This window comes from Microbacterium sp. NPDC079356 (genome assembly GCF_049545465.1).
GTDB classification, from domain to species: domain Bacteria; phylum Actinomycetota; class Actinomycetes; order Actinomycetales; family Microbacteriaceae; genus Microbacterium; species Microbacterium gawkjiense.
In genome coordinates this window covers 165,225-180,039 of record NZ_JBMWDN010000003.1, presented here as the reverse complement: position 1 = coordinate 180,039, position 14,815 = coordinate 165,225, and the positions used below count along the sequence as shown (strand labels likewise).

15 protein-coding genes are annotated in these 14,815 nt (G+C 70.8%); 8 read left to right on the top strand and 7 right to left on the bottom strand.

Annotation, left to right across the window (positions count from 1 at the left end; translation table 11 throughout):
- Nucleotides 1-41 precede the first annotated feature (41 nt).
- Complete coding sequence (locus ACPEH0_RS09465) at nucleotides 42-1,265, top strand: pyridoxal phosphate-dependent aminotransferase (RefSeq protein ID WP_064001415.1); 1,224 nt, start codon at nucleotides 42-44, stop codon at nucleotides 1,263-1,265.
- A 12-nt stretch (nucleotides 1,266-1,277) separates the two neighbouring features.
- On the opposite strand, the gene ACPEH0_RS09460 is transcribed toward ACPEH0_RS09465, so the two are convergent.
- Nucleotides 1,278-1,715 (bottom strand): Rv3235 family protein, encoded by a 438-nt coding sequence (locus tag ACPEH0_RS09460; RefSeq protein ID WP_064001416.1) that lies wholly within the window; start codon nucleotides 1,713-1,715, stop codon nucleotides 1,278-1,280.
- 94 nt (nucleotides 1,716-1,809) lie between these two features.
- Between ACPEH0_RS09460 and ACPEH0_RS09455 the strand changes: the two genes are divergently transcribed.
- Nucleotides 1,810-2,451 carry a hypothetical protein gene (locus tag ACPEH0_RS09455; protein WP_423719447.1) on the top strand — a complete coding sequence of 214 codons (642 nt, stop codon included), beginning with the start codon at nucleotides 1,810-1,812 and terminating at the stop codon, nucleotides 2,449-2,451.
- Between the two features lie 22 nt (nucleotides 2,452-2,473).
- Here the strand turns inward: ACPEH0_RS09455 and ACPEH0_RS09450 are convergent, their stop codons facing one another.
- Nucleotides 2,474-2,722, bottom strand: coding sequence for a helix-turn-helix domain-containing protein (locus ACPEH0_RS09450; RefSeq protein WP_064001417.1), 249 nt, complete (start codon nucleotides 2,720-2,722; stop codon nucleotides 2,474-2,476).
- A 121-nt stretch (nucleotides 2,723-2,843) separates the two neighbouring features.
- On the opposite strand from ACPEH0_RS09450, the gene ACPEH0_RS09445 reads away from it, so the two are divergent.
- The 3 genes from ACPEH0_RS09445 to ACPEH0_RS09435 are packed head-to-tail and all read left to right on the top strand — an operon-like array spanning nucleotide 2,844 to nucleotide 6,239.
- Nucleotides 2,844-3,473, top strand: coding sequence for an SAF domain-containing protein (locus ACPEH0_RS09445; RefSeq protein ID WP_366214085.1), 630 nt, complete (start codon nucleotides 2,844-2,846; stop codon nucleotides 3,471-3,473).
- The gene (locus ACPEH0_RS09440; RefSeq protein WP_366214086.1) at nucleotides 3,470-4,705 is read left to right on the top strand and encodes an AAA family ATPase; all 1,236 of its coding nucleotides are present in this window, start codon (nucleotides 3,470-3,472) and stop codon (nucleotides 4,703-4,705) included. Before ACPEH0_RS09445 ends, ACPEH0_RS09440 begins: the two co-directional genes overlap by 4 nt.
- Before the next feature lie 40 nt (nucleotides 4,706-4,745).
- Entirely contained in the window at nucleotides 4,746-6,239 is a 1,494-nt protein-coding gene (locus ACPEH0_RS09435; RefSeq protein ID WP_064001420.1) for a sensor histidine kinase, read from the top strand.
- Between the two features lie 18 nt (nucleotides 6,240-6,257).
- On the opposite strand, the gene ACPEH0_RS09430 is transcribed toward ACPEH0_RS09435, so the two are convergent.
- Nucleotides 6,258-6,506: a WhiB family transcriptional regulator gene (locus ACPEH0_RS09430; RefSeq protein WP_018188706.1), complete on the bottom strand. Its 249-nt coding sequence runs from the start codon at nucleotides 6,504-6,506 to the stop codon at nucleotides 6,258-6,260.
- Between the two features lie 219 nt (nucleotides 6,507-6,725).
- Here ACPEH0_RS09430 and ACPEH0_RS09425 point away from each other — a divergent pair, with 219 nt between their 5' ends.
- On the top strand, nucleotides 6,726-7,130 hold the full coding sequence (locus tag ACPEH0_RS09425) for a histidine kinase (protein ID WP_366214087.1): 405 nt from the start codon (nucleotides 6,726-6,728) through the stop codon (nucleotides 7,128-7,130).
- Here ACPEH0_RS09425 and bcp read toward each other — a convergent pair whose 3' ends face one another.
- The 3 genes from bcp to aroA are packed head-to-tail and all read right to left on the bottom strand — an operon-like array spanning nucleotide 7,131 to nucleotide 9,985.
- The gene (gene bcp, locus ACPEH0_RS09420; protein ID WP_217531116.1) at nucleotides 7,131-7,595 is read right to left on the bottom strand and encodes a thioredoxin-dependent thiol peroxidase; all 465 of its coding nucleotides are present in this window, start codon (nucleotides 7,593-7,595) and stop codon (nucleotides 7,131-7,133) included.
- A gap of 21 nt (nucleotides 7,596-7,616) precedes the next feature.
- Nucleotides 7,617-8,660, bottom strand: coding sequence for a ribosome small subunit-dependent GTPase A (gene rsgA, locus ACPEH0_RS09415; RefSeq protein WP_366214088.1), 1,044 nt, complete (start codon nucleotides 8,658-8,660; stop codon nucleotides 7,617-7,619).
- Nucleotides 8,657-9,985 (bottom strand): 3-phosphoshikimate 1-carboxyvinyltransferase, encoded by a 1,329-nt coding sequence (aroA, locus tag ACPEH0_RS09410; RefSeq protein ID WP_363379193.1) that lies wholly within the window; start codon nucleotides 9,983-9,985, stop codon nucleotides 8,657-8,659. Before aroA ends, rsgA begins: the two co-directional genes overlap by 4 nt.
- A 203-nt stretch (nucleotides 9,986-10,188) precedes the next feature.
- Between aroA and ACPEH0_RS09405 the strand changes: the two genes are divergently transcribed.
- Nucleotides 10,189-10,782, top strand: coding sequence for a sigma-70 family RNA polymerase sigma factor (locus ACPEH0_RS09405; RefSeq protein ID WP_197471557.1), 594 nt, complete (start codon nucleotides 10,189-10,191; stop codon nucleotides 10,780-10,782).
- Nucleotides 10,779-11,024: a hypothetical protein gene (locus ACPEH0_RS09400; protein WP_064001424.1), complete on the top strand. Its 246-nt coding sequence runs from the start codon at nucleotides 10,779-10,781 to the stop codon at nucleotides 11,022-11,024. The genes ACPEH0_RS09405 and ACPEH0_RS09400 overlap by 4 nt, the downstream gene beginning before the upstream one ends.
- A 71-nt stretch (nucleotides 11,025-11,095) precedes the next feature.
- Here ACPEH0_RS09400 and ACPEH0_RS09395 read toward each other — a convergent pair whose 3' ends face one another.
- Nucleotides 11,096-14,806 carry a multifunctional oxoglutarate decarboxylase/oxoglutarate dehydrogenase thiamine pyrophosphate-binding subunit/dihydrolipoyllysine-residue succinyltransferase subunit gene (locus tag ACPEH0_RS09395; protein ID WP_366214089.1) on the bottom strand — a complete coding sequence of 1,237 codons (3,711 nt, stop codon included), beginning with the start codon at nucleotides 14,804-14,806 and terminating at the stop codon, nucleotides 11,096-11,098.
- Nucleotides 14,807-14,815 lie beyond the last annotated feature (9 nt).

Sequence of the window (14,815 nt, the reverse complement as noted above, 5' to 3'; positions counted from 1 at the left end):
GACCGCCATTGGCCCCGTCGGGTCCCCGATATCCTGAACCGATGAGCCCGCGCACCTTCGACCAGTCATCCAAACTCAAGGACGTCCTGTACGAGATCCGCGGAGCCGCCCTGGTCGAGGCCGACCGGCTGCAGGACGAGGGTCACACGATCCTCAAGCTCAACACCGGCAACCCCGCGATCTTCGGATTCGAGGCGCCGTTCCAGATCGTCCGCGACATGATCGAGGCGGTCCCGCAGGCGCACGGCTACTCCGACTCCCGCGGCATCATGTCCGCGCGGCGGGCGATCGTCTCGCGGTACGAGGAGGAGCCGGGCTTCCCGAAGTTCGACCCCGATGACGTCTACCTCGGCAACGGTGTGTCCGAGCTCATCACGATGACGATGCAGGCGCTGCTCGACGAGGGCGACGAGGTCCTCATCCCCGCACCGGACTACCCGCTGTGGACCGCCATGACGAGCCTCGCCGGCGGCACCCCGGTGCACTACCTCGCCGACAGCGAGAACGGCTGGCAGCCCGACCTCGAGGACATCCGGGCCAAGGTGACGCCGCGCACCAAGGCGATCGTCGTGATCAACCCGAACAACCCGACCGGCGCCGTCTACACCCGCGAGGTGCTGCAGGGGATCGTGGAGATCGCCCGCGAGCATCAGCTCCTCTTGCTCTCCGACGAGATCTACGATCGCATCCTCTTCGACGGCGCTCGGCACATCCCGCTCGCGACCCTCGCGCCGGACCTGCTCTGCCTGACCTACAACGGACTGTCGAAGACTTACCGCGTCGCCGGGTACCGCTCGGGGTGGATGGTCATCACGGGACCGAAGAAGCACGCTGCGGGCTTCCTCGAGGGCATCCAGCTGCTCGCCTCGACACGTCTGTGCCCCAACGTCCCCGCGCAGTTCGCCGTCCAGGCGGCGTTGTCTGGTGTCCAATCCATCGATGCGCTCATCGCACCGACAGGTCGGCTCCATGAGCAGCGGGATGCCGCCTGGGCCGGCCTCACCGCCATCCCCGGCGTCACCTGCGTCAAGCCCGAGGGCGCCCTGTACGCCTTCCCCCGGCTCGACCCCGAGGTTCATGACATCCACGACGACGCCAAGTTCGTCTATGACTTCCTCGTCGCCGAGCACGTGCTTCTCGTGCAGGGGACCGGGTTCAACTGGCCGACGCCGGATCACTTCCGCATCGTCACGCTGCCCGAGGCGCGGGTGCTCACCGAGGCGATCGAGCGCCTGGGCAACTTCCTCGCGTCGTACAAGCAGTAAGGGGCCGCGAGGTCAGAGCAGGGCGAGGGAGGTCGCGCGCCAGCGCCCGTCCCAGCCCTCGAGGCGCATCGCGACGGCACGTGTGCGGATCGGACCGCCGACGACCACGACCGCCTCGAGCACGCCGTCGGCGGGTTCGCAGGTGCGATCGCTCAGGATGCGGTGCGCCGGCCGGACGGCGGCGACGCCGCGTGCGCTCCGCGCGCGGGCCGACAGGTTCGCTCGGGTGACGAGCGCCCGGTACGCGTCCTCGCCGAGCCAGCGCGCCAGCTGATCGACGTCGCGCACGCCGGCCAGCACCTCGAGGACGCCGATCGTGAGGTTCTTCACGAGGGGGAGCGGGTCGGGCAGATCGGCCGTCGAGGTGCGCTGCGGTGCGAAGTACTCGGCGACCTCGAGGGCGCTCCCCGAACGCGGTATCCGGCTGTCTTCGGTGGCGGTGAGGGCCATGTCGGTTCCTCTCGGGCGACAGGTGTCTGCGGGTCGATGAACGCCACGAGTACAGCACAGGGTGACGAGAGGGTGGATGAGAATACTCCAACCTGTGGACAAACCCCGCGGTGCCGGCGGGTGGTCCTCTACATTCGCGATCGTGCGCTGGGATCGATTCTTCGAGGATCTCGAAGACCAATTGGACTCCGAATGGGAGGCCGAGCGCGCGGCGCTCGACACCGAAGCCGAGCGGCTGCGACTGGCCCGGCTGTCGCTGTTCCAGCGGTTGCATGCCCTGGTGGGTGCCGTCGAGGACGCCATCACCCTGGATCTCGTAGGCGGCGCCGCCGTGACCGGCGTACCCGTCGCGGTCGGACCGGATTGGCTCGCGGTGGACGACGGCGGCGCGCGGGGTGCCCTGATCGTCCCCCTGGCCGCCCTCGTCGCGGTGGGGCCGACGCACGCCGACCTGCTTCGCAGCGCCCGGGGGAGTGAGCCCGGGCGGCTCCGCGAGCGGATGACGCTCGGCTTCCTCCTGCGCGACCTCGCGCGGCGGCGTGTCCCCGTGACGCTGTACGCCGTCGACGGGCGGGAGTACTGCGGCACGATCGACCGTGCGGCATCCGATCATCTCGATCTCGCCCTGCACGACCGCGGTTCACCCCGTCGCGCCGACCTCGTGAGCGGATACCGCATCGTGCCGCTGTCGGCGGTCACGGCCGTGCGGCTGGAAGCGCCGGCCTCGCTCGCGTGAGCGCGGCGCGATCAGGCCGTGATCATTCGCCGCCGCGGCGGCCGCGCCCCCAAAGCTCGGGGAAGCTCGCGGCGTTGGACTCGCGCCAGAGCGCGTGGAGTCGCGCGTCCTCCGCCTGTTCGTCCAGGTAGTCCTCGACGCTGTCCGCCTCGATGCGCCACGCGAGCGGGGAGCCGAGCCGAGCCCCCCGCAGACGTCCGTCGAGGATGAGAGCCACGACCTCGTCGACCTCCAGTTGCAGCATCTCCGCGACCTGGGCGGGCGTGAGCATACGCAGGGGGGACGCATCGGGCATGAGGCCATTATGGGCCCGCGTACCGGTCGCATCGGTTGCATCGCCGGCTTGTGGATAATCGCGGTGGCACCGCCGCGGGCTCGGTCACCATGGCGTCATGACCACTCCCGACACCGTCCGGCCCGCGCCGCGTGCGTTCTGGGCCGACGCGCGATTCCTCCTCGGTATCGCGCTGATCATCGCGTCCGTTGCGGGCGTTTGGCTCGTCGTCGCCTCTGCGCGTCAGACCGCGCCGGTGTTCGCCGCCGCCCGCACGATCGTCCCCGGTCAGACCGTGACGGCGGACGACCTGCGGGTGGTCGACGTCGCCCTGGGGTCCGCGGGTGACACGTACGTCTCGCCCGCCTCGCTCGAGCCCGGCGTCATCGCGACCCGCACGATCCTGGCGGGCGAACTCGTCCCGCACGCGGCCGTGGACGAGGCGGATGCCGCGACCACGACGAGCGTGGTGATCCGGACGGCCGGAGACGTGTCCGACGCCGTCACCTCGGGTTCGGTCGTGGAGGTCTGGGCGGCACCGGCCGAGGAGGGCGGCGAGGTCGGCGAGCCGCGGATCCTCGTGCCCTCGGCGACGGTGGTCACGGTGACGAAGGACGACGCCGTCGTCTCGGGCGAGGACGTGTCGCTCGAGATCGTCATCCCCCGCGCCGATGTCGCCGCGACGCTCGCCGCGGTGTCCGACGACTCCCTCCTGTCGGTCGTGCCCGTGGCGGGGGAGTCCCGGTGAGGGTCGTCGTCGCGGCGGACGGTCCCCGCGCGGACACCCTCGCCGCGCGACTGCGCCACGAGGACGCCGACGTGCGCGCGGTGGTGGCGGCATCCGCCCCCGCTGCCGCCGCGCTCGATGCGATGGCCGCGCCCGAGGCGGCGGAGCTCCTCGCCGAGCTGGCCCGGGCGGACCTCCTGATCGTCGAGGGGCGGGCGGCGACCCTGACCGCCGAGCTCGTCGCCGCCTGCGACCGTCTGTCGGTGCGCATCGTGCCGCTGTGCGCTCGAACCTCGGATCGGCGCCTCGCCGCATCGCTCGGGCTCGCGGCCCACGATCCGGACGCACCGGCGGCCGAGCTCCTCGCGAGCCCTCCGTCGTCCCTCCCCGCCGAGCCCACCCGCGGCCGTGTGATCACCGTGTGGGGCGCACAGGGAGCGCCCGGGCGGACGACCCTCGCCATCGAGATCGCCTGCGCACTTTCGAGTGCCGACCACCGCGTCGCGCTCGTCGACGCGGACTCCCACGCGCCCTCGCTCGCCCTCGCGACCGGCCTCGCCGACGAGGGCCCCGGGTTCGCCGCCGCATGCCGGCAGGCCGAACGCGGCACGCTCACGGTGGCCGAGCTCAGCCGCATCGCGTCGACGCTGGCCGACGTGGACGTGCTCACCGGCCTCAATCGGCCGGGACGGTGGCCCGAGCTGTCCCATGCCCGCGTGCTGGCCGCGCTCGAGGCGTGTCGCGGATGGGTGGATGACACCGTCGTCGACACCGCGGCATCCCTCGAACGCGACGAGGAGATCGTGAGCGACCTCGTCGACGGTCCCCGCCGTAACGCCGCGACGCTCGCGGCCGTCGAAGCGGCCGACGTCGTCCTCGCCGTCGTCGCCGCCGATCCCGTCGGGGTGTCCCGTTTCGTGCGGAACTGGCCCGAGCTCCGCGCGGCGGCGGGCACCGCCCCCGTGCGGGTGGTGGTCAACAAGATCCGCGCCGGCGCCCTCGGTGTCGACGCCCGCGGACAGGTGCGGCGCACACTCGAGCGCTACACGGGCGTGACGGACGTGTCCTTCGTCCCGTGGGACGCCCGGGGGACGGATGCCGCGCTCCTCGCCGCGCGCCCGATCGCCCACGTCGCACCGCGCTCGGCGGTGCCGACCGCGGTGCGACGCCTCGTGGCCGAATCGCTCGCCCCGCGGCGTGCCGCGGAGGCCGCGACCCGGCACTCGCTGCGCCGTCTGGCCCGGAGCGCGTAGAGCGCGGGAAGCCCCCGGGAGGAGGATCTAGGGTGGAGGCGTGTCCACCCTCAGCGACCTCGTCTACGCCCAAGGCCGATCCACCGCGGAGGATGTGGAGTGGCTCCACCGCCTGGCCGGTGACGGTCAGCTCCTCGCCGACCTGGCCTTCGCGGACATCGTCATCTGGGTGCCGACGTCGGACGACTCGTTCATCGCCGTCGCCCACACCCGGCCGAGCGGCGCCGCGACCCTGTTCTACCGCGACATCGTCGGCGATGCCGTGCGACCGCAATGGCGCACGCAGGTCACGGACGCGTTCACGCAGGTGCGCGTCGTGGATTCGTCCTCGCCGGACTGGTTCGAGGAGACGCCGACCCGCGTGCGGGCCGTGCCGATCGTGCGCGAGCGCGCGGCGGAGGGACGCGAGAGCCGGGTGATCGGCGTGCTGACCCGGCACACCAACCTCGGTGAGGCCCGTACCCCGTCGCGTCAGCAGATCACCTTCAACGACTGCGCGGACGACCTGTTCGGGATGATCGCATCGGCGGACTTCCCCGACCTCACGGCGCCGACCTCGCCGCGCCGGGGCGCCCCTCGCGCCTCGGACGGCCTCATCCGTCTCGACGTCGACGGGATCACGACGTTCGCGAGCCCGAACGCCCTGTCGGCCTTCAACCGGCTCGGCTTCGACGACGAGCTCGAAGGCGAATCGCTCATGGAAGTGGCGACGAAGATCATGCCGGCGTCGCGCCAGTTCGACGAGTCGCTGCCGATCGTGATGGCCGGTCGTGCGCCGTGGCGTGCGGACGTCGAGGCGCGGGGCGTGACCGTCTCGCTCCGGACGATCCCCCTGCGCGAGAACGGCACCCGCATCGGCGCCATCGTCCTGTGCCGCGACGTGAGCGAGATCCGCCACCAGGAGCAGGAGCTCATCACGAAGGATGCGACGATCCGCGAAATCCACCATCGCGTCAAGAACAACCTGCAGACCGTCGCGTCGCTCCTGCGCATCCAGGCGCGGCGAACCCATTCCGACGAGGGTCGGGACGCCCTGACGCAGGCCATGCGCCGGGTGAGCGCGATCGCTGTCGTCCACGACACCCTGTCGGAGGGGCTCACGCAGAGCGTGGACTTCGACGACGTGTTCGAGCGCGTCCTCAAGCTCGTCGCCGAGGTCGCGGCGGCGCCCAACACGCGCGCGCGCACGGTCAAGACCGGCACGTTCGGGACGCTGCCGAGCGAGTACGCGACGCCCCTCGCCCTCGCGCTCACCGAGCTCGTGACGAACGCCGTCGAACACGGTCTGGCCGACAAGGAGGGCGAGGTCGAGATCATCGCCGAGCGCGACGAGGACCGGCTCGCGGTCCGCGTCCGCGACACCGGTGTCGGCCTGCCCGAGGGTCAGGTCGGTCGGGGTCTCGGCACGCAGATCGTGAGGACGCTCATCCAGGGTGAGCTGAGCGGGACGATCGACTGGCACACCCTCATGGGCAGCGGGACCGAGGTGACGATCGAGATCCCGATGCGGTACATCGAGCGCGCGCGGGCCTGAGGCCCGCGCGCGGCGGTGTCAGGACGCGCGGCGGGCGCGGGCGGCGCGGCGCTTGAGGGCGCGGCGCTCGTCTTCGGAGAGACCGCCCCAGACACCCGAGTCCTGGCCGGTTTCGAGGGCGTACTGCAGGCAGAGTTCGGTGACGGTGCACCGGGCGCAGACGGACTTCGCCTTCTCGATCTGGTCGACGGCGGGCCCGGTGTTCCCCACGGGGAAGAACAGTTCGGGGTCGACGGTCAGGCAGGCGGCTTTGTCGCGCCAATCCATAGCGGTGCTCCTTGTGGGGGATCGGAAGTCGGGATGCGACGCCGGGCGACGTCGACTAACCTGAGTGGTGTGCGAGCTGATGCTCGCCCCACGCCGCTGTGGGAGCACACTTGCCCGTCAATATTCCCATGCCCGGGCATGGGAATCAAGGGTTATGTGAATCACGGGTTAACGGACTATTTCGGCGCCTCGCCGTGCCCCGGGCGCCCAGGAGGAGCGGTGAACGTGCGTACCACCTGCGTCGAGCGGATCGCGGCCGGTTGGCTCGCCCTCGAGGCGATCGGCGTCCTGGCCCTCGCCGCGTGGGAGCTGGTCGCGCTGGTCCGCGGCGACAGCGAGAGCGTGCCGAGCTCGCTGGCCCTCCTCGCCCTGACGGTGATCGGCGCGGTCGCCGTCGCAGGCTTCGCCGTCGCCGTGTGGCGCGGCGGGTCGTGGGGACGCTCCGGCGGCGTCGTCATGCAGTTGCTCGTCCTGTCCGTCGCGCTCGGGACCCTCACGGGGGAGGGAGCCGACACGCGCCTCGCCGCGACGATCGCGGTCCCCGCCGTCGTGGGGCTCGTCCTCCTGATCGCGGCCGCTCGGGCGGCGGGCGCGCGATCGCGGAGCGAGGCCGACGAGGTCTGATCAGACTTCGAGCAGGCTCCGGATCCGCGCGACGTGGCCGGTGGCCTTCACGTTGTAGAGCGCGTGCGCGACCGTGCCGTCCTCGTCGATGACGAAGGTCGAGCGGATGACGCCCTCGACGACCTTGCCGTAGTTCATCTTCTCGCCCCACGCGCCGTAGGCCTCGTGGACGCTGTGGTCGGGATCGCTCAGGAGGGCATAGGGGAGGGCGTCGCGCTCACGGAATTCGCGCAGCTTCGCCGGCTCGTCGCGGGAGATCCCCACCACGGTGTACCCGGCCGCCTGCAGCGGCGCGACGCTGTCGCGGAAATCGCAGGCCTCGGTCGTGCAGCCCGGCGTCATGGCGGCGGGGTAGAAGAAGGCGATGAGGCGCCCGCCGCGGAAGTCGCTCAGCGAGACGGTCCCACCGTCCTGGTCGACGAGGGTGAAGTCGGGGGCGGGGGATCCGGTGTTCAGGCGCGGCATCCCCTCATTTTAGTCGGCCGCTCAGGTCGCGAAGGTGGCGAGGAGTCGCTGCAACGAGTCCAGTCGCGCAGGACCGCGCTCGCCCAGCCGACCCTCCGCCACGGCCTCGACGATCGCGCAGTCAGGGGCGTCGGGCAGGTGCGTGCACCCCCGCGGGCACTCCTCGACGACGGCGGCGAGATCGGTGTAGGCGCGGAGGATGTTGGCGGGGTCCACGTGGCCCAGACCGAACGACCGGACGCCGGGGGTGTCGATCACCCAGCCGCGACCCCGGTCGCCGACGTAGCGGAGCGAGACGGCCGAGCTCGACGTGTGGCGGCCGCGCCCGGTCACCTCGTTGACGTGTCCGGTCGCGCGCGCGGCGTCGGGGACGAGGGCGTTGACGAGGGTCGACTTGCCGACACCGGAATGGCCGACGAACACGGTGGCGTGCCCGGCGAGGCGTTCGCCGATCTCGGCGACCGGCATCGCGCCCGTCCCGCTGGTGAACACCTCCAGGTCGTCGAGGCCCTCGAAGTGCGCGAGGAAGGATGCCGGATCGGCGAGATCGGTCTTGGTGACGACGAGCAGCGGGTGCATGCCGGCATCCAGCGCCGCGATGAGGTAGCGGTCGACGAGGCGCGGCCGGGGTTCGGGGTCGGCGGCGGCCACGACGATGAGCAGCTGATCGGCGTTGGCGACGATGATGCGCTCGACCTGGTCGGTGTCGTCCGCGCTGCGGCGCAGCAGCGAGGTGCGCTCCTCGATGCCGACGATGCGCGCGAGGGTGCCGTCGTCGCCGGAGGTGTCGCCGACGACGCGGGCGCGGTCGCCGTTGACGATCGGCTGCTTGCGGAGTTCGCGGGCGCGTGTCGCGAGGATCTGGCGCTCGTCCGGGCCGTCCTCGTCGATCAGGACCGTGTAGCGGCCGCGGTCCACGCCGAGCACGCGGGCGGTCTGCGCATCCGCGTGCGCGGGGCGGCGCTTGGTGCGGGGGCGGTTGGCCTTGGGATTCGGCCGGACGCGGATGTCGGCCTCGTCGTAGTCGAGGTCGTCGTCGTCGCCGTCGTCGTCGAGCCAGCTCACGCGAGCATGCCCGCCCACAGCTGGGGGAACTCGGGCATCGTCTTGGCCGTCGTTCCGATGTCGTCGACGACCACCCCGGGCGCCCGCAGGCCGATGACCGCGCCCGCCGTCGCCATGCGGTGGTCGTGGTGGGCGCGCCACACCCCGCCGTGCAGGGGCCTCGGGACGATGTGGATGCCGTCCTCCCGCTCCTCCGCCTCGCCGCCGAGCGCGCGGAGGTTCTCCACGAGGGCCGCGATCCGATCCGTCTCGTGGCCCCGGATGTGACCGATGCCGTGGAAGGTCGTGGGGGCGTCGGCGAACGCGGCGAGCGCGAACAGCGTCGGGGTGAGCTCGCTCGCCGCCGACAGGTCGAGGTCGAGGCCGGCGATGCGGTCGCCCGCGGTGACGGTGAGCGCTCCCGCGCGGCGGGTGACGTGCGCTCCCATGACGGGCAGGATGTCGGCCAGCAGCGCGCCGGGCTGGGTGGAGTGCGCGGGCCAGCCGGGGACCGTCACCGACCCGCCGGTGAGGACGGCGGCGGCGAGGAACGGAGCGGCGTTGGAGAGGTCGGGTTCGATCGCGATCTCCTTGCCGCGCACCGGCCCCGCGGGCACGAGCCACTCGTTCGGTGTGGGGTGCTCGACATGCACCCCGCGGCGGGCGAGTGCCTCGACCGTCATCTCGATGTGGGGGAGGCTCGGCAGGCGCTCGCCGTCGTGGATGAGACGCAGGCCGACGTCGAAGCGCGCCGCGGCCAGGAGCAGTCCGGAGACGAACTGACTGGACTGGCTCGCGTCGATCGTGACCTCGCCGCCGCGGAGGTGCCCGTGGCCGCGCACGTCGAAGGGGAGCGACCAGCTGCCGGCGTCGTCGATGTCCGCCCCGATGTCACGCAGCGCGTGGATCATCGCCCCCATCGGGCGGTGCAGAGCGGTGGGGTGGGCGGTCACGTGCACGTCGCCCACGGCGAGGCCGGCGATCGGGGAGACGAATCGCATGACGGTGCCGGCCTGACCGCAGTCGATCGTGGTGCCGCCGGTGAAGCGGGACGGCGGGGTGACCTCGAGGTCCGGACCGAAGGGGGAGTCGCCGGCGACCGGCTCGATCCTCACGCCGAGGCGACGGAGGGCGTCGATCATGCGCGCGGAGTCGTCCGAGTGGAGCGCGCCGGTCAGCAGGCTCGGTCCGTCGGCGATGGCGGAGAGGACGAGTTCGCGGTTGGTGAGCGACTTCGACCCGGGCACCGTCACGTGCGCGTGGACCGGCTCGCCCGGCGTGGGCGCCGGCCACGACCCGCCGGGGATCTCGTCGGCGGTGGCGGGGGAGGAAGGGGCGTCGCTCATCGCTCCCAGCCTACTGATGACACGGAATCCGTTCACCCGTTCCCGAGCCCTGAGCCGCGGCATCCGCGAACCTGGGAATAGGCCCCGCCCTTCGTCCGTTGACCCCTCTGTCGACACCGTGCATGCCAGGGGAGAGGAGCGCGATGATCGCGACAGCTGATGCGCCCGTGCTCGCCGAAGGGGCCGACGTAGACTGGCCTGCGATGAACGATCAGGCGGTCGACGACCCGCGTACCCAGTTCGAGGAGCAGGCGCTCCCCTTCATGGACCAGCTCTACGCTGCGGCCATGCGGATGACCCGCAACCCGGCCGACGCGTCGGATCTGGTCCAGGAGACCTTCGTGAAGGCGTTCGCCGCGTGGGCGTCGTTCACGCAGGGCACCAACCTGAAGGCGTGGCTGTACCGCATCCTCACGAACACGTACATCAACACGTACCGGAAGAAGCAGCGCGAGCCCTACCAGGGCACGATCGACGACCTGGAGGACTGGCAGCTCGGCGGGGCCGAGTCGACCACGGCGTCGTCGGCGCGATCGGCCGAGGCCGAGGCGATCGACCACATGCCGGCATCCGTCGTGAAGGACGCGTTGCAGGCGCTTCCGGAGGACTTCCGACTGGCCGTGTACCTCGCGGACGTCGAAGGATTCGCGTACCAGGAGATCGCGGACATCATGAAAACCCCCATCGGCACGGTCATGAGCCGTCTGCACCGTGGCAGACGTCAGCTCCGCGACCTGCTGTCCGAATATGCGAAAGAGCGCGGCATCGATGTGCCCGCCACGAGGAGTGCGAAATGACCGACTGCGGTTGCGACAAAGCCCGGCAGGACCTCGAGGAGTACCTGCGCAACGAGATCTGCCACACGCGCCACTCGGACATCACCGAGCACCTGGAGAACTGCGCCGCGTGCCGTGACGAAGCCTTGGTCGCCACCACCCTGACCGCGGTGGTCGCGCGCGCGTGCAAGGAGGCGGCGCCGGAGGACCTGCGCGATCAGGTGCTCGCGCGGCTGCGCGCGGAGCAGGCGACGCACCACTGACCGGACACCACCCTCCGTCCCACGAAAGAAGAGGCCCCGCCGAAGCGGGGCCTCTTCTTTCGTGAAGGCGCTCAGAAGGTGAGCGCCTTCTCCATGATCGCGGCGTGCTCGCGGGCGTGGACCTTCGGCGAGCCGGTCGCCGTGGAGGCGGCCGAGGAACGCGAGATCCGCTTGATCGTGCGGCCGTGGAGGTGCTTGACGACCTCGAGCGCCATGAACGGCCAGGCGCCCTGGTTCTCGGGCTCTTCCTGGACCCAGAACAGTTCGGCGTTCGGGTAGCTGTCGAGCACCGCGTTCAGCTGGTCGATGGGGGCCGGGTAGTACTGCTCCAGGCGGACGAGCGCGACTTTCTCGTTCGGGTTCTTCTCGAGCTCGGCGGCGAGGTCCCAGTGAATCTTGCCGGAGTGCAGCAGCACCCGGCTGACCGCCTCGCGGTCGAGGGAGCGGCTGTCGTCGATCACCGGCTCGAACCGGCCGTCGAGGAAGTCCTCGACGGGGCTCGTGGCGTTGCGCAGGCGCAGCATCGCCTTCGGCGTGAAGACGACGAGCGGCCGGCGCGGGCGGGCGTACGCCTGACGGCGCAGCAGGTGGAAGTACGACGCCGGCGTCGACGGACGTGCGACGGTCATGTTGTCCTGCGCACACATCTGCAGGTAGCGCTCGATGCGCGCCGACGAGTGGTCGGGTCCCTGGCCCTCGTAGCCGTGGGGGAGCAGGAGCACGACGCCGGACTGCTGGCCCCACTTCTGCTCGGCCGAGGAGATGAACTCGTCGATCACCGACTGGGCGCCGTTGGCGAAGTCGCCGAACTGGGCCTCCCACAGCGTGAGGGTGTCGGCCCGCTCGACCGAGTAGCCGTACTCGAACGCCATCGCGGCGTACTCGCTCAGGAGCGAGTCGTACACGTAGAAACGGCCCTGGTTGTCGCTCAGGTTCGCCAGCGGCAGCCACTCCTGACCGTTCGCACGGTCGTGCATGACGGCGTGACGCGTCACGAACGTGCCGCGTCGGACGTCCTGACCGGCGAGGCGGACGTTCGAGCCCTCGACCAGCAGCGAACCGAACGCGAGCAGCTCGCCGAAGCCCCAGTCGATCTTGCCGTTGCGGCTCATGTCGTGCCGCTTCTCGAGCAGCTGCTGCAGCTTGGTGTGGACCGTGAAGCCCTCGGGCTTGTTGACGAACGCGTCCCCGATGCGCTCGATGACGTCGCGGGGGACCCCGGTGGTCTCGGGCTCGCCGACGGCCGTGTCGGCCGGTGCGTCCGCCGCGACGACCGGCGAGGTACCGGTCTGGGCGGCGTGCGTTTCGGCGAAGGCGATCTCGAGGCGGTTCTGGAAGTCCTGCTTGGCCTTCTCGTACTCCTCCTCGGTGATGTCGCCGCGACCGACGAGCGCCTCGGTGTAGAGCTTGCGCACCGAGCGCTTGGCCTCGATCAGGTTCGTCATGAGCGGCTGCGTCATCGAGGGGTCGTCGCCCTCGTTGTGACCGCGGCGCCGGTAGCAGACGAGGTCGATCACGACATCCCGGTTGAACTCCTGCCGGTAGCGGAAGGCGAGCTCGGCGACGTGGACGACGGCCTCGGGGTCGTCGCCGTTCACGTGGAAGATCGGCGCCTGGATCGTCTTGGCGACGTCGGTCGCGTAGATCGACGTGCGGGCGTCGAGGGGGAGCGTCGTGAAACCGACCTGGTTGTTGACGACGACGTGCACCGTGCCGCCCGTGCGGTAGCCGCGCAGACGCGACATCTGCAGGGTCTCCATCACGACGCCCTGGCCGGCGAAGGCCGCGTCGCCGTGGACGAGGATCGGCAGCCACGAGAACGAGCCGATGGGGAGGCGGTCCTGCTTGGCGCGGACGATGCCCTCGAGGACACCGTCGACCGTCTCGAGGTGCGAGGGGTTCGCCGCGAGGTAGACGGGGAGCTCCTCGCCGCCGTCGGCGACGAAGGTGCCCTGGGTGCCGAGGTGGTACTTGACGTCGCCCGAACCGCTCTTCGAGCCGACGGCGACGGAGCCCTCGAACTCGCGGAAGATCTGGCTGTAGGTCTTGCCGGCGACGTTCGTGAGGACGTTGAGGCGACCGCGGTGGGCCATGGCGATGGCGGCGCCGTCGAGGCCCTCGGCCGCCGCGCCCTGCAGGATCTGGTCGAGCAGGGGCACGAGCGACTCGCCGCCCTCGAGGCTGAACCGCTTCTGGCCGACGAATTTCGTCTGCAGGAAGGTCTCGAACGCCTCGGCCTCGTTGAGCTTGCCGAGGACGCGCAGCTGCTCGTCGTGGCCGGGCTTCTGGTACTTGACCTCGAGGTTGTCCTGGAACCACTTGCGCTGCGTCGGGTCCTGGATGTGCATGTACTCGACGCCGATGGTGCGGCAGTACGAGTCGCGCAGGATGCCCAGGATGTCGCGCAGCTTCATCGTGCGCTTGCCGCCGAAGCCGTTCGTGACGAACTCGCGGTCGAGGTCCCAGAAGGTCAGGCCGTGGTTCTCGATCTCGAGGTCAGGGTGCGTGCGCTGCACGTACTCGAGCGGGTCGATGTCGGCCATCATGTGGCCGCGGACGCGGTAGGAGTTGATGAGCTCCTGTACGCGAGCCGTCTTGTCGACGCGCTCGGCGACGTCGACCTTGATGTCGCTCGACCAGCGGATGGGGGAGTAGGGGATGCGGAGGGCCGCGAAGATGTCGTCGTAGAACCCCTCCTGGCCGATCAGCAGCTGGTGCACGATCTTCAGGAACTCGCCCGAGCCGGCACCCTGGATGACGCGGTGGTCGTAGGTGCTCGTGAGCGTGATGGTCTTGCCGATGCCGAGCTCGCCGAGCGTCTTCTCGCTCGCGCCCTGGAACTCGGCCGGGTAGTCGAGGGCGCCGGCGCCGATGATGCAGCCCTGGCCCTTCATGAGGCGCGGGACGGAGTGGACCGTGCCGATGCCGCCGGGGTTGGTCAGCGAGACCGTCGTCCCCTGGAAGTCCGCCGCGGTGAGCTTGTTCTTGCGGGCGCGCTGGACGAGGTCCTCATAAGCGGTGAGGTACTCGCCGAACGTCAGCGTCTCGGCCTGCTTGATGCTCGGCACCATGAGGGCGCGCGTGCCGTCGGGCTTCGGCAGGTCGATCGCGATGCCGAGGTTGATGTGGGCGGGCGCGACGACGGACGGCTTGCCGTCGACCTCGGCGTAGTACACGTTCTGGGTCGGGAAGGCCTTCAGGGCCTGGATGAGCGCCCACCCGATGATGTGGGTGAAGCTCACCTTCCCGCCGCGCGTGCGGGACATGTGGTTGTTGATGACGATGCGGTTGTCGATCATCAGCTTCGCCGGGATCGTCCGCACGCTCGTCGCGGTCGGGACGGTGAGGGACTCGTCCATGTTGGCCGCGAGGGTCTTCGGCAGTCCGCGCAGCGGCGTGACGGTGTCCTCGAGGACGGCCTTGTCGGCGGCGGGTGCGGCCTTGGGAGCCTCGGCGGGAATCGGCTGCGGAGCGGCCGGACGCGCGGTCGTCCGGGCGACGGGCGGGGCGCCGGCCGCGGCGGGACGGTTCTCCGCTGCGGGGGCCGCCGGAGCGGAAGCCGGTGCGGCGGATCCGGCCGGTGCGGATGCCGCCGGTGCAGATGCCGTCGCGGGTGCGCCGGAGGCTCCGTCGGGGGTGTAGGCCTCGAGGATCGGCCACCACTCCTTGTCCACCGAGTTCTTGTCGCGGCTGTACTGCTCGTACAGTTCCGCGACGAGCCATTCGTTGGCTCCGAACTCCCCGTCGCTCGTAGTTCCCACGCCGGTCGCCTGACTGGACACGGTTCCGCC